Genomic DNA, 13,951 nt, shown 5'->3' on the forward strand with positions numbered 1-13,951 from the left:
GATCGGCTATCTCCTGATGGCCCAGAACGCCAGTTGCAGACCTGGGAATTCGCCCGCCACGTGCATTGCGAAGCCGGCCGAGGTGGGCAGCAGCTTCCACAGATCGTTGCTGCGGTCGAGTTCGAAGTACGTGAAGCCGGCGTGGAACGGCAACTGCCGTGGCGCGACCGGCAGCGCGCGCAAGGCGATGCCGGGCAGTTGCAGATTGACGAGGTCGCGGATTTTCTCGACCGGCCCGATCTTGACCTGCAGCGCGAAACTGTTGCGCACGGTTTCGGCGGGCATCTGCGCATTGACCGCGAGCACGAACATCGCGGATTTGTAGAGCTCGGTGTCCGGCACCACCGCGACATGCACGCCGAACTTGCGCGCATCGAGCGGAATCGGCACGACGGCGGAGTCCATCACCATGCTCAACGATTGCCGCAGATCGGCGATCACCGGCATGAAGGTTTCGGCGAGCCGGTCATGCCGGTACACGGGGTATTGCGCGGTGCGCTTGTTCGCCTGCGAGAAGGTGGCCAACTCGCCGGCCAGCGCCACGGCGACGCGGAACAGCTCTTCCGGGTGCAAACCGGTCATGCTCGCCAGGTGCGCGATCAGCGGCTCGGCGCGATTGACGAGTTGCAGCAGCAGAAAGTCCTGGATCTCGGCAGCGCCGCCTGTGCCCGGCGCGGTCAGCCGGCTCGCGAGCGCTTCGCCGCGCTGGCGCAACAGTCCGGTGAATTCGTCGGCAAAAGCAGCGAGCCGCGGCGCCACCCGGTAGTCGAGACACGGCGGCGCGTAATCGGGATCGAGCACGACGCGGTTGTCCGCGCGCCGTTCGATCACACGCGCGACGCCGAGGCACGCATGCGCGTTCACCACTTCGGATTCGAACGCGAGTCTCAGGCGCAGCTTGCCGATCTGCAGCAGCGCCGCGCCGGTGCCGTCCGCGTTGCTGTCGTTCACTTCGTATTCGAGCGTGCCGTAGCGCGCGAAACTTTCGCTGGACGGCGCGGCGGTGGCCTCTGGAATGCCGGGTCGGCGCACCGGCAGCGCCAGCACGACGAGCGCGTTGCGCGCGTCATCGGGAATCTCGATGCCCGGCGGCGGGGCGTCGTCGGCGGAGAGCGCAAACGGCGTGCCGTCAGGCAGCACGCCCGCGCATTCCAGAATCGCCAGCTTGCCGAGCGCGAGTTGCGCGTCGTCGAGCTTGAGCGCGGTGAAGCCCCAGCCATACGGCCGCAGCCCGGCCGCTCGCGCTTCGACCAGCGCGTGCAGGTAACGGTCGTGTTGCTGGAGATGCTGCGGCTGCAGAAACATCCCCTCGGACCAGATGACTTTATTGTTCCAGGACATCGTGTGTGGTAACTCCGGTGATGCTTCGATTCATCGATTCGTCTGCTTGCCTGACGCGTTCGGGACTGTCGCTGGCCACCCGCCGACGGCCCAGGTGTGCTGCGCAATCTACGAGTGGGGAGCGCCGCCTCGACTTGCCGCGACTGCGGCGCCTGCTCCTGCCGCGATCACGACGCCGAGCGCCTCGAGCCGAACCTCGACCCGTTTGACGTCGGCCGCCCATACGTCGACGACCGCGCGCCAGCTCGCCGAGTCGACCTCGCGATACGCGGCCAGCACGGCGACCTGGCGAACCTCCCTGGCACGCTCCAGCACCACGGTGCGGCTCGCGCCCGGCTCGATCTGGAGGTCTTCGCGCGCCAGCAGGTCGGCGCCGAGCAACGCGTTGTCGTGATCGAACAGCGCGAAGAAATCGGCGTTGCTGAACTTGCTCGCCGACTTCAGCTGGTAAAGCCGGACCGCGAGCGGCGACGGCCGGCCGGTGACGTCCGGATTGAGTTCTGCGGCGGCCTTCAGCGTGACGTCGATAAGCTGCGGCGGCGGCGCGGCGGGAGCCGGTGGAGGTGGCGGCGGCTTGGCCTTGCCGATCAAGGGCAGCTTGTCCAGCATGCCGCAACCGGCCAGCAATGAGCTTGCCGCGCCTAGGACGAGCAGGCGGCGCATGTCATCGGTGCGCGTTGGCCGCACAGGCGCGTTCTCGCGCGAAGTCGACGGCGAGTGGTGGAACAAGCGGTGGAACAGGTCCAGTGGAGAGCGAGTTTTCATTTCGAGCGAATACGTCCGATCTGGTCTTCATAAGCGCTCGCGAAACGTTCGCCGAACAGGCGCTGGAAGTCGTCGTCGGCCTCGCGCACCATCTCGTCGTACATTTCGACCTGGCGGTCCCACAGGCGCGCCTTGCGGTTGCCACCGAGCATCTTGTCCATCACCGTCGGTGCCGCGATGCGCTTCTCGATCGCGGCCGGATCGAAACGCTTGAGCACGTCGAGCAGCGCCGCGCGCATGCCGGCCACCATCGCCAGTTCGTGCGCCTTGATATCGTCGAAGGAAGCCCAGATCGCTTTGAGCGGCGGCAAATAACCCACGCCGCGTCCCGACAGCATCTGCATGAGCGCACTGTCCACGTCCGGGAAAAATTTCAGCGGGTTGTTGTCGCGCACGCCGATCACCGTCATGTCGATGCGGATCTCCTTTTTGGTCAGCGCGCGCGCCATCAGTACGTCGATGGTTCCACCGAGCGATTCGCGCAGCATCTGGCCGACCAGTTCGGCAAGGTCCACCGCGCTACGCGAGCCAAGCGGCAGATCGGGCACGCCGAGCCCTTTGAGGAGCGCTTGCAGGATGGCGTCCTGGGTTGGCGCGGATGCGGATGCGGATGCCGGTGCCGGAGCGGATGCGGACGCCGGCGCGGGCTGGGTCGTTGGATTTGGCCGCGCTGCCGGCGTCGCTTGAACTGCCTCGGCAGGGGCCGCCTGAACGTGAGATGCGGGAATCGCCGCAAGCGCCTGCATTGCCTGCGTGGGGGCTGCGTGGGCAACAGCGAGCGACGCCGCCGCGTGCTCCACTCGAGCGGAAACAGGCGGCAAGGCGGCGTGGGCGCCCTGCGCGAACACCGCTGGCTGAGCCGGCACTTCGGCGAGCGTGACGTCCGGCATCGGCCTGACCGGCCCCGGCCGGGTAATCACAGGCGGCGTGCCCGCCCGCTCATTCTGCAAGCCCGCCGATAGCGAATCCGCTCGGTCATCACGCGTAACCGGCCACGGCGCAGGCGACGCTGACGCGGCCGGCACTGGCGTAGCCGGCCCCGGCTCGGAGCGACCAAAAATCGTAAACTCCGGCAGCAACACCGGCGCGGGCGCCGCCACCGGCGCTTCGCTCACAGCCTGCGCATGCACACGCACTTGCGCCTGCTGCGGCGATGCCGCCACCCCGTCATGACTACCGCGACCACCGCGACCACCCTGCCCCAGATCCGCAAACGGATCGTAATCCGTAGGAATCCCCATCGATGCGCCGGTGAACGGCAACGACTCCGGAGCCGCTTGCGCGCCCATCGAGCCACTGTAGCCCGGCGTCCGCTCGAGCGATGGGCGCTCGAACAGCGCGTCGGCCAACGGCCCCGCGTGCGAGTTCAACGGCCCATTGAGTCCGAGCGGATCGTCCGCCGGTCCGCTGCCGATCTGCAACGCGTCGAGGCCCGGCGGCAACGCCAGCGGATCGGGCAATGGCAAGCCTCCCCCGGAACCCAGCAGATCGTCGAGACCATTGCGGGCCGCCGCCGGAGACGGCGCCGCCACCGGCGCCTCGGCCTGCACCACCACGCTCAACAGATACTCGCCCACCGCGAGATCGTCGCCGTGCGTCAGACGGGCCTGCCGCGAACCGCCCAACGGCCGCCCGTTCAACACGCTGGGATTGCTGCCCACGTCCTGAATCAGGAAACTGCCGTCGCGGAACTCGATGCGGGCATGGGCGCGCGAGATCAGCTTGTCCGGGTCCGGCAAGACCAGATCGTTGTCGGTCGAACGGCCGATGGTGCCGCCGTCCACCCCGAACTTCCTTTCGATCGCCGCGGGCGCCGCTGCGTTGCGATAGTGTTCGACGCGAAGTATCAGGAACATGACGGATTACCTCGTGCCATCGTCGGCCTCCGTGGGCGCGTCGGGCGCTTGCGGCGCGGCCGCTTGCGCGGATCCTCCGCTGTTCGCGCCGCCGCCGTTGATATTGACCATCGCCGAACCGACGATGGCGACCGTCGTGCCGGAGATCGAGACGCCATCCGCGGCCAGTACGATCGTGCTGCTGCCGACTTTCAAGGTCAGCATCTGATCCGCTTCCAGCGTGATGGTCGCGGCCTTGAGATCGATGCGCCCGCCGGCGCTCAGCGCGAGATTGCCGCCGGACTTGTGCTGGGTGTCGCCCGTCACGTCGAACGAAAGTGTCCCGCCGATCTTGCCGTTGTGCGCGCCCTGCACCGTGTCGTGCCGATCGCCCGCAACCTTGGCGTAGTGATTGCCCGCCACTGACAGATGACGGTCCTTGCCCACCGATTCGAGCGAATCGTTCTTGACGGTGTTGTCCTGGTTGCGGCCCGCAAAGAGAAAGAGTTGCTCGCTGCCGCCCTTGTCGTCGAAGCGCAGTTCGCTGTAGGTGTCGCCGCCTTTGAACGAATCGCTTCTGATCGCCGTGCGCGTGGCGTTGTCCGGCAGTGCGTAGGGCGGCATCATGCCGGCGTTGTAGACCGTGCCCGTGACGAGCGGCCGGTCGGGATCGCCGTCGAGAAATTCGACCACCACCTCCTGCCCGACGCGCGGCACAAACAGCGCTCCCCAGCGCTTGCCGGCGAACGACTGGGCGACGCGCACCCAGCACGAACTGTCGCCATCGCTGACGCCGGAGCGGTCCCAGTGAAACCGCACCTTGACGCGGCCGTATTGGTCGGTCCAGATTTCCTGATCGGTGTTGCCGGTCACGAAAGCGGTCTGCGGGCCGCGTATCGAAGGCCTGGGTGTCGTGAGCGGCGTGCGAAAGGCGTGCGTGCTGTCGAGCGCGTCGAACGTGCAGGAAAACAGCAGGCCTTCCGCCGCACCGCCTGCCGGCTCGTAGCCGCCGTATGAAATCGCGTAGCGGGCGCCCGTCACGAGATAGTGCGTGTTCTGATCGGCGCGCGGATGGTCGAACAGATCGAACAGTCCACCGGGACTGATCGCGCAGACATTCGAGCGGCCGCTGACGCGCTGGGCCCGCGCCTCGATCGCCTCCATGCGCGTGCGGACCACGGTCTCGGCGGCTGCCCGGGTCGAGAAGCCGCCAGGATAATCGAAGCGCGCCGCGCTGGCGTTCTCGAAGCTCGACTGCAACGCGGCCTGCGCCAGCGGAATACTGGCCTCGCGATTGGTCGCCATCTCGAAGTTGAAATCCGCCGCGCTCTGCTCGTGCGTCTGCAACGCGCCCTGTAGCGTCCACTCGCCGATGCATTCGATGCCGCGCGTGCCGCCCGCACCACCGGGCACGTAACGGATCGATCCGGCGTCGTCGAGTGTGTTGTGCGCCGCGTAGGAATCGGCGAGCACGAGCGTGTGGCTCGACGCATCCTGACGGAAGAAATAGTAGATGCCGGCCGACTCCATCAGGCGGCTCACGAAGGCAAAGTCGGTCTCGCGGTATTGCACGCAATACGGCAGCGCTTCATACGTGTTGGACAGCGACGCATCGAAACTCGCCGGATACTCGCTGAACACATCCTTGATGATCTCGACGACCGTCTTGTTCTGGAACACGCGGCAGTTGTGTGCGCGCGTGAGAAACCACAGCCAGTGGTTCAGCGTCGCCTGATAGGTCGCGAAGCGGCCACGCCAGCCGGTGTGCGCAAACTGCGTGACGTAGCCATGAAAATGCCGCGGGTTGCTACCCGGCCGGTCAATGCGCACACCCATCGGCTGCCCGAGAATGTCGTGCAGCGCGATCGAATCGCTCTCGCTCAGCAGGTCGAGCCGGTATTCACTGAGCCTGCCGAGTTCGTCGCTGCCGTTCATGCCGGCAAACAGCAGCACGTCTTCGCCGAGCGGGCTCGACACGGCGCACGGACGGTTCTTCTGAGTGGTCATGGAGGTGGTCGCCAAGGTCGCCACGCGTCAACCTCTAGGGAATCATCGTTTTGACGGTGCCCGGTGCGACGAAGCTGATCTCGCCGCCCCAGGTGCATAGGCAGGTCGACGTGTTGTCGAGTGCCGGGAAATTGCCGATCGTCACCGTCGGCGCGCCGGGCGTCCACGGCGACACCGTCGCGGGCACGCAGGGCATCGGCGTCAGCACGCCGAGCGCGGCGGCCGTCGCGGCGGCGACCGTCGGGTTCGAGGCCGAGTTGCAGGTACCGAACGTCATGATGTTCACGAGCGGAATGTGATCCATGATGTTCGCGGCCGGCGGCCCTTCCGCGAACACCTTGTTGGCAGGCAGCACGACCAGGCTCGACGGCGCCGCGCCGAACGAGCATTTCAGGGTCGCGCCCATCGAGACCTGGCTAGCCATGGCAGCGCCGCTCCTCAATCGAATGCATAACCGAACTCGCCGTTCGACACGGTGATGTGAGCGCGCCGCACCGGCTTGCCGTCCATCAGGCGCGTGAGAAATTCGCCGCTGATGGCAGGCAGCAGACTGTTGGTGAGAATCGCGTCGATCATCCGGCCGCCGCTTTCGAGCTCCGTGCAGCGGCTCGCGATCAGCCTGACCACTTCGTCGTCATAGGTGAACGGCACTTTGTGGCTTTGCGCGACGCGCCGCGCAATACGTCCGAGTTGCAGGCGGATGATCGCGCCGATCATCTCGTCATTCAGCGGGTAGTACGGAATCGTGACGAGGCGGCCCAGCAGCGCCGGCGGAAACACCTTCAGCAGCGGTTCACGCAAGGCCTTGGCGATGCCGTCGGCGTCGGGCATCAGGTCCGGGTCCTTGCACAGGCTCGTGATCAGGTCGGTGCCGGCGTTCGTCGTCAGCAGGATCAGCGTGTTCTTGAAGTCGATCACGCGGCCTTCGCCGTCTTCCATCCAGCCCTTGTCGAAGACCTGGAAGAAGATTTCATGCACATCCGGGTGCGCCTTTTCCACCTCGTCGAGCAACACGATGCTGTACGGGCGGCGGCGCACCGCCTCGGTCAGCACGCCGCCTTCGCCGTAGCCCACGTACCCCGGCGGCGCACCCTTGAGCGACGAGACGGTATGCGCCTCCTGGTACTCGCTCATGTTGATCGTGATGACGTTCTGCTCGCCGCCGTACAAGGCCTCCGCGAGTGCCAGCGCGGTCTCGGTCTTGCCCACGCCCGAGGTGCCGGCCAGCATGAACACGCCGATCGGCTTGCCCGGATTGTCGAGACCCGCGCGCGAGGTCTGGATACGTCTGGCGATCATGTCGAGCGCGTGACGCTGGCCGATGATCCGCTGCGACAGCGTATCGGCGAGTTTCAGCACATTCTCGATTTCGTTCTTCACCATCCGGCCGACCGGAATCCCGGTCCAGTCCTGCACCACCGAGGCGACCGCCTGGTGATCGACAGTCGGCAGAATCAGCGGCGTCTCGCCCTGGTGCGCGGCAAGTTGCGCCTGCAGATCTTTCAACTGCGCGAGCCATGTTTCGGCGCTGCCGGTATCCGCCGCGCCTTCGACCTTGCCGGTCGCGTCGCGCAGCTTGCCGCGCAGCTCGAGGATGCGATCCACCAGCGTCTTTTCCGTCTGCCAGCGGGCGTCGAGTTCGGCGAGCCGGGCACGCTCGGCAACGAGCTTTTGTGTCGCCAGCGTTTCGCGCTCGAGCGTATCGACGCCGACCGCCGTCTCGCGGCCGATGATCGCCAACTCCGTTTCCAGCGCGGCGATGCGCTTTCTGGCATCGTCGATCGCGGCGGGCGTGGCGTGCTGGCTGACCGCAACGCGTGCACACGTCGTGTCGAGCAGGCTCACGGCTTTGTCCGGCAATTGCCGCGCCGGAATGTAGCGATGCGACAGTTTGACGGCCGCATCGAGCGCTTCGTCGAGAATCTGCACGCGATGGTGCGTCTCCAGCGACGAGGCAATGCCGCGCATCATCAGCAGGGCCTTGTCCTCCGACGGCTCCGGCACCTGCACGACCTGGAAGCGGCGCGTGAGCGCCGGGTCCTTCTCGATGTGCTTCTTGTATTCGGCCCAGGTGGTCGCCGCGACGGTGCGCAGCGTGCCGCGCGCGAGCGCCGGCTTGAGCAGGTTGGCGGCGTCGCCGGTGCCCGCGGCGCCACCCGCGCCCACCAGCGTATGCGCTTCGTCGATGAACAGGATCACCGGTTTTTCCGAGGCCTGCACTTCCTCGATCACCTGCCTGAGACGGTTCTCGAATTCCCCTTTCATGCTCGCGCCCGCTTGCAGCAGACCGACGTCGAGCGTGAGCAGACGCACGTCGCGCAACTGCGGCGGCACGTCGCCTGCCACGATGCGCTGCGCGAATCCTTCGACCACCGCGGTCTTGCCGACGCCGGCCTCGCCAGTGAGGATCGGATTGTTCTGGCGCCGGCGCATCAGGATGTCGATCACCTGGCGAATTTCTTCGTCGCGCCCGACGATCGGGTCGAGCTTGCCGCTTCTCGCCTGTTCGGTCAGATCGAGCGTGAAGCGTTTCAATGCCTCGCCCTTGCCGAGCGCGGCGGGCGCGAGCGCACCGCTGGCTTCGCCGGGTGCCGCCGCGCCCATCTGGAAGTTGTCCGTCGCCGGGAGGTTCGCCTCCGGCGAGCCGCCAGCGATTTCATTGAATGCGTCGGCGAGCGTCTCGCTCTTGACCTTCTCGAACTGGCGCGAGATCGCATGCAGCGAATGGCGCAAACCCGGCGTCTTCAGCAACCCGACCATGATGTAGCCGGTGCGCACCTGCGACTCGCCGAACATCAGCGTGCCGTACACCCATGCGCGCTCCACCGCCTCCTCGACCTGCGACGACAGATCGGTGACCGAGGTCGAGCCGCGCGGCATGCGATCGAGCGCCGCCGTCAGGTCGCGCGCGAGCACCGCGGCGTCGAGGTCGAAATGACGAATGATGCGATGCAGGTCGGAGTCCTGCAGTTGCAGGATCTGATGAATCCAGTGAGAAAGCTCTACGTACGGATTGCCACGCAGCTTGCAGAACACCGTACTGCTTTCTATCGCCCGGTAAGCGAGCCCGTTCAACTTTCCGAACAGCGCGACGCGACTGATCTCAGCCATGGATGTCCTCTGGAGCGTATGGGTGCCCACGTTTAACGAAATGTTCTTTCTCCGACACGAGAGACTCGCCGTCTCAGGATCGCGAAGGAACCGGATAGAACAGCAACTGATCGGCATCGCGCTTGTGCTCGCGAGCGCCGACCCAGGTCGTATAACCCAGCCGCGCGGTGCGCCCGAGCCGTAGCGGCGGCACGTGTTCCTTTCTGAGCACGAGCCGCACATCCCAGGCGAGCGCATCGCCCGCGTACTGCCGAACCCAATCGATCAGGCGCGCGAGGTTCGCGCCGCCCGGCAACAGCGTGCAGAAGGGCTCGAAGTCGAGCGGACCGATGCGCAAACGGAACTTGTGCTGAACGTTCCATACCGCGCTGCCCAGCACCGTGCTCACGCCGAGCCGTTCGGCGCTCACGCCCGTCTTCAGACGCGTGCGCTCGTCCACGGGCAAGCGCATCCAATGCCCGACGAAAGGTTCGACACGCACTGCCACGCGGAAAAAATCGGCGAGCAGCGCAGCCAGACCTTCCGCATTGCGGCGCTGATCGGCGAGACGCCCCGCGTAGTGAAGCTTCGCGACGCCGGGCAAGCTCGATCGATGCTGCAGCGACGGCATGCCGAGCCCGACGAGCGAGGCGACGTACGCCGCGAAACGGTCGGCTTCGGGGCGGTCGAGACTGACCGCTGGCTGCGCGTTGGCCCACGCGCAATAGAACAGCGACAGCATGCGGTGATGAAACACATCGAGAAACCGCGCCAGCGTCGGATCGGCCGAATTGCGCAAACGGTCGCGGATGTACTCGGTCAGATGCAGCGGCAACGGTCCGTTCGGTCCGCTCAGTCCGAGGAAGTTGACCTCCATGCGCGGCGGCTTCTCGCCGCGCCATTCGAGCTTTTCGATCATCGCCGGCTCGAATGCGAGCGTCACGGCCTGGGCGAGCCGTACGGGATCGTCGGCGGCGCGCTGCGAGCGGCCCAAGCGCGGACTGTCCGGGTACGCGGCTTCGATCAGCCGCAGGGCCGCATAAAAGTCGAAGCGCCGTGGCTCGTCAGCGAGCGGCGCGAGGCGCGCTACAGGATCTCGCATCGTCCGCTCCTCGCCGGCCATTTCATGATGTCGCCACGCGTGGTCGAACGCACGACGGTCTCGGTAAAGGTATTGAGCGACGCGTATTTGGCGAAGAACTGCTCGAGCACGCTGCCGAACAGAAAAATGCCCGCGCCTTCGAATGCGCTTTCGTCCATCGTCACGGTGACCTGCAAGCCACGCCCGTAGGCGATAGGTCCCGGCGCCGGAATGCGCCGCACGACGGGCTGCGACGCCACCGAGCGCACGCCTTCGATCTGCCGGTGCCCGACCGTGTCGGCGACGCCCACGTACAGGCGCAGCAGATCGCGCAACGCCGAAGCGCCCTCCTTCTCGCCTTGATCGAGCAGGGAGAGATAGTTCAGCGACAGATGGCTGACCACGCGCCACGCCACTTCCCCTTCCGCATACGATGGCGCGGGCGCAGTGGGGCCCGCGACGCAGCGCACGGACTGCACGGGTGCGCTCGCCTCCAGCGTGAAATCGGTCTTGCCGAGTCCGAGCGGCATGGACAGCGGTAAATCGCGATTGGTGCACAACAGCTCGGCACCGAGCTGGCGCAGATCGCTGCGGTAAGGCGCCTCCAGCGGGTCGACCAGCGAGACGAACATCTCGCTGCCGATATAGCTCGAACGCGGCCCCTGGCGACGCTGCCGCTCGGACAGCACGCGGCGCGCGCGGCGCACCTGGTAGTACGCACCCGCCTCGCGCTCGTTCATCAGATCGTTGGCTGCATAGAACGGCCGGAAGACTTGCTGCTCGTCCTTGCCGCTGCCATGACCGGTGACGGACACCACCTGATGGATTTCGAAATCCATCGGCCGGGTACGGTCGGGAATCAGATGAAACTCGGCATGTTGCTTCGTCAGGTGAATGCGATCGGCCCGCTTCGGGAACAGGTTGATCGCCGGCGTGCAGAACAGGCTGAACGTTTCCGTCCCAACGCCGCCTTCGAGCGACGGCTGCAACCGGTCGAACAGGATCACCAGATCGAGTTCGTTGTCCGCGCACCGGCTGACGGCGCGAGCAAGACCGCCGAGTTCGACGAACTGGTAACGCTGCGGGAAGGCGAAATACTCGTGCAGCAGCCTGTAGCCGTGAAACGAACGCGGCCCATGCGGCAGCAAGGCTTCGTCCGGCGAGAAACCGACCCGGCCGATCTGCGCCCGGTCGATCACCTCGTGCCACACAGCGTTGCCGTTGGCGTTTGTCCTCGCCGGCATCGCGACCAGCGCCAGCGCATGACCGAAGATCTGCTCGTATAACTGCGCGGGCAGCGCATCGCCGCCGCGCAGATGCAGCGTCAGGCGTTCGAGCGACAGTTCGTTGAACGCCAGACCGGCGGTGCTACGCAAGCGTAGTCTCAAGCCGGCGCGCACGGTGCCGAGCCGCGAAAAATCGAGCCCGGCAATCTCGCCCGCGTGTGCGAAATACTGCGCGTGGGCGATCTCGAGCGGCCAGAGTGTGGTCTCGTGGGCGGTGCGGTATTCGCACGGCGTCTGATCGTTCTTGCCGAGAATGCTTTTCAGCACCGTGCCGCGCGGCAGCGTGAAACCCGCTGCAAGACTGCCTTCGGCCAGGTCCGGCGCGAACTGCACGACCGCCATCGACGGTGTCGGCGCAAGATAATGCGGATAGACCAGTTCAAGCAGATGTTCGGTGAAGCGTGGAAACTCCGCGTCGATTTTCATCTGCACGCGTGCAGCGAGAAAGCTGAAGCCTTCCAGCAAGCGCTCGACGTAAGGGTCCGCGCACGCGAAACTCTCAAGCCCGAGTCGTCCGGCGACCTTCGGAAATTCGCGTGCGAATTCGCCGCCGGTTTCGCGCAGATGCTGGAGTTCGCGCTCGTAGTAGCGCAGCAGGCGCGTGTCCATCAGGAAAACACCGCGTCGAAATCGGTTACGCGTATCTCGCCCATTTCCAGGTCGAGTTCGGTCTTCAGGAACAGACGCTCGGGCACGGGCTGCCCCCACAGTTCGCCCTCGAGTTCGAAGACGAGCTGGTTATGCGAGCTCTGGTCGAACGCGATCGGCCGCACCTGTACCGTGTTGCGCAAGATGCGCGGCTCGAAGTCCCAGATCGCCTGGCGCATGCGTCGCGCGACACCTTCGATGTCGATGCCCGAGGCGGTCTGCCCGGAAAAATCGGGCATGCCATAGTTGACGACCGATTGCGCCGCGAGCGGAAATGCTTCGAGATCCTGCAGAATGCCGATGCCGTTCGAGTTGAAGAGCCACGCGAGATCGCGCAGCACCGCCTGACGCAGCGTACGCATCGACAGCACGCGGCGCTCGCGCGATTCCTGCGCGTTGTCGGGTTCGTCGTCGGTCAGCCGGTCGAGCAGCGACGGCTGAAGACGCTCCCTGGCGGTCAGTTCGGCCATGGTCGCCTCACTGCAGCGGCGCTGCGGGCGCTGCGTCGATCTGGATTTCGCGCACGTCCATCAGCGCGTGGTCGCCCGCGTCGGTTGCAAAGACGCGCTGTCCCACACCGACAAACACACCCCCGTGCGACTCATGCCATTCGGTGCGGCGCGCGAGTTTCAGCGCGTCGTTCGCCGTGGCGAGTGTGCCGTCGTAGCGGGTTGGCACGAAGGCGACGCTCTCGCCGCCGGTCGCAAAGGTCACCTGGGCAGGCATCCACACGGTGTCGCGCAGATCCGTCGGCGCGTCGAACGCGATCCGGGTCAGCCGGTGAAACGGCACCCAGTAGTAACGGCCGTTGACGATCATCTCCACCAGCGGCCCGAGGCGTGCATCCGCGTCGGCAATCCATTCGAACGGCTCGCCGTCGAGCGTGCCGCTGCTGGCCGGTGCCAACTCGAGGGCTTCTTCGCGAATGTGCGCGGCCTCGGCGAGGGCGCCGTCGGCATCGCGCTTCAGTGCTTCAAGCATCAGCGCGATCCACGTTTCAGGTTCGCCGAAGATGACCGGCGTACGCCGCCCCGCGAATACCTCCGCGCGCAGCGCCTCACAACGCAACGCCTCGCGGTAGCTTTGCACCATGGCCAGTGCGCCGGCGTCCAGCTCGCCGCATACCGCAAGCTGAGTATTCGCGCGCTCCCACTGCCCAAGCACGGCCAGCAGCTGAAACAGGAATACGCGGCTTTTCGGATCGGCCGGATTGGCGCGTACTTCCTGCGTCAGCGCGGCGAGTGCGTCGTCGAGCCGGCCGCTTCGCAACAGATCCTGAGTCGTCATGGCGTGTCTCTTGAGTTCCCCGGCACGCGGCGCGAGCGCCGCGGCATGAAGAACGGTGAAGGTCGTTATCGCTCAACCGTCGGAATCAATACGTCGCCTTGTTCGTGCTCAGGTCCCACTTCTTCGGCGTGCCGGTCGTCACCTTGGCGCCGTCGAACTGGTCGTACTGGTACGAGATCTTCGCGAAGTTCACCGAGAACGATTCGGACGGGCGATCACCGCCGCTCGACAGCGAATAGGAACTGACGATCGCCTCTTCGAGCTCGATCTTCAGATACACCTGGTCGGTCTTGTCCGCACCGCCCGTCTGGATGAAGTGAATCTCCGCCTTGCCGAGCGACTTGCCATAGGTCGCCTGGGCAAACAGGTCGGCCGACGCGATATCGGTCGGCTTCGTGAAAGTCATCTCCGAGAACGACGGATTGCTCGTATCGCGATCCGTCGCGCCGTCGCTGCTCGTCGAGATGGCTCTGCCGACGCCCAGCTGGATTGAGTTGACGGCGATCCATTCCGTATGGCCTTCGACCTTTGAGGTGCCTTTGATCTTTGTTCCGAAGTTAAGGAGAATCATTTTTTTCCTCTTGATAAGTGAGCAACAACCCGATGGACAC

11 protein-coding genes are annotated in these 13,951 nt (G+C 65.6%); all 11 read right to left on the reverse strand.

What is annotated here, in order from left to right; translation table 11 throughout:
* Nucleotides 1-6: 6 nt before the first annotated feature.
* Nucleotides 7-1,341, reverse strand: a complete 1,335-nt coding sequence (gene tssK, locus DLM46_RS12720; protein WP_115101121.1) for a type VI secretion system baseplate subunit TssK — start codon at nt 1,339-1,341, stop codon at nt 7-9.
* Nucleotides 1,342-1,449: 108 nt separating this feature from the next.
* Nucleotides 1,450-2,106 carry a type VI secretion system lipoprotein TssJ gene (tssJ, locus tag DLM46_RS12725; protein WP_115101122.1) on the reverse strand — a complete coding sequence of 219 codons (657 nt, stop codon included), beginning with the start codon at nt 2,104-2,106 and terminating at the stop codon, nt 1,450-1,452.
* A complete protein-coding gene (gene tagH, locus DLM46_RS12730; RefSeq protein WP_115101123.1) occupies nt 2,103-3,962 on the reverse strand; it encodes a type VI secretion system-associated FHA domain protein TagH in 1,860 nt (619 codons plus the stop codon). The genes tssJ and tagH overlap by 4 nt, the downstream gene beginning before the upstream one ends.
* 6 nt (nt 3,963-3,968) lie before the next feature.
* The gene (locus tag DLM46_RS12735) at nt 3,969-5,948 is read right to left on the reverse strand and encodes a type VI secretion system Vgr family protein (protein ID WP_115101124.1); all 1,980 of its coding nucleotides are present in this window, start codon (nt 5,946-5,948) and stop codon (nt 3,969-3,971) included.
* A 34-nt stretch (nt 5,949-5,982) separates the two neighbouring features.
* Complete coding sequence (locus DLM46_RS12740; RefSeq protein ID WP_115101125.1) at nt 5,983-6,372, reverse strand: DUF4280 domain-containing protein; 390 nt, start codon at nt 6,370-6,372, stop codon at nt 5,983-5,985.
* 14 nt (nt 6,373-6,386) lie between these two features.
* Nucleotides 6,387-9,059: a type VI secretion system ATPase TssH gene (tssH, locus tag DLM46_RS12745; protein WP_115101126.1), complete on the reverse strand. Its 2,673-nt coding sequence runs from the start codon at nt 9,057-9,059 to the stop codon at nt 6,387-6,389.
* Nucleotides 9,060-9,132: 73 nt separating this feature from the next.
* On the reverse strand, nt 9,133-10,140 hold the full coding sequence (tssG, locus tag DLM46_RS12750; RefSeq protein WP_208866269.1) for a type VI secretion system baseplate subunit TssG: 1,008 nt from the start codon (nt 10,138-10,140) through the stop codon (nt 9,133-9,135).
* Nucleotides 10,125-12,014, reverse strand: a complete 1,890-nt coding sequence (gene tssF, locus DLM46_RS12755; protein WP_115101128.1) for a type VI secretion system baseplate subunit TssF — start codon at nt 12,012-12,014, stop codon at nt 10,125-10,127. The genes tssG and tssF overlap by 16 nt, the downstream gene beginning before the upstream one ends.
* Nucleotides 12,014-12,523 (reverse strand): type VI secretion system baseplate subunit TssE, encoded by a 510-nt coding sequence (gene tssE, locus DLM46_RS12760; RefSeq protein WP_115101129.1) that lies wholly within the window; start codon nt 12,521-12,523, stop codon nt 12,014-12,016. Before tssE ends, tssF begins: the two co-directional genes overlap by 1 nt.
* 7 nt (nt 12,524-12,530) lie before the next feature.
* Entirely contained in the window at nt 12,531-13,340 is an 810-nt protein-coding gene (locus tag DLM46_RS12765; protein WP_115101130.1) for a type VI secretion system accessory protein TagJ, read from the reverse strand.
* Between the two features lie 85 nt (nt 13,341-13,425).
* Nucleotides 13,426-13,911, reverse strand: coding sequence for an Hcp family type VI secretion system effector (locus DLM46_RS12770; RefSeq protein WP_115101131.1), 486 nt, complete (start codon nt 13,909-13,911; stop codon nt 13,426-13,428).
* Nucleotides 13,912-13,951 lie beyond the last annotated feature (40 nt).

The sequence above is a fragment of the Paraburkholderia lacunae genome, assembly GCF_003353175.1.
GTDB classification, from domain to species: Bacteria; Pseudomonadota; Gammaproteobacteria; order Burkholderiales; family Burkholderiaceae; genus Paraburkholderia; species Paraburkholderia lacunae.

Bases quoted from the DNA above. Each gene is read 5' to 3' on its own strand.
- tssJ (WP_115101122.1), bottom strand. From the start codon at position 2,106: ATGAAAACTCGCTCTCCACTGGACCTGTTCCACCGCTTGTTCCACCAC.
- DLM46_RS12770 (WP_115101131.1), bottom strand. From the start codon at position 13,911: ATGATTCTCCTTAACTTCGGAACAAAGATCAAAGGCACCTCAAAGGTC.
- DLM46_RS12735 (WP_115101124.1), bottom strand. From the start codon at position 5,948: ATGACCACTCAGAAGAACCGTCCGTGCGCCGTGTCGAGCCCGCTCGGC.
- tssK (WP_115101121.1), bottom strand. From the start codon at position 1,341: ATGTCCTGGAACAATAAAGTCATCTGGTCCGAGGGGATGTTTCTGCAG.
- DLM46_RS12740 (WP_115101125.1), bottom strand. From the start codon at position 6,372: ATGGCTAGCCAGGTCTCGATGGGCGCGACCCTGAAATGCTCGTTCGGC.
- tssH (WP_115101126.1), bottom strand. From the start codon at position 9,059: ATGGCTGAGATCAGTCGCGTCGCGCTGTTCGGAAAGTTGAACGGGCTC.
- tssE (WP_115101129.1), bottom strand. From the start codon at position 12,523: ATGGCCGAACTGACCGCCAGGGAGCGTCTTCAGCCGTCGCTGCTCGAC.
- tagH (WP_115101123.1), bottom strand. From the start codon at position 3,962: ATGTTCCTGATACTTCGCGTCGAACACTATCGCAACGCAGCGGCGCCC.
- tssF (WP_115101128.1), bottom strand. From the start codon at position 12,014: ATGGACACGCGCCTGCTGCGCTACTACGAGCGCGAACTCCAGCATCTG.
- tssG (WP_208866269.1), bottom strand. From the start codon at position 10,140: ATGCGAGATCCTGTAGCGCGCCTCGCGCCGCTCGCTGACGAGCCACGG.
- DLM46_RS12765 (WP_115101130.1), bottom strand. From the start codon at position 13,340: ATGACGACTCAGGATCTGTTGCGAAGCGGCCGGCTCGACGACGCACTC.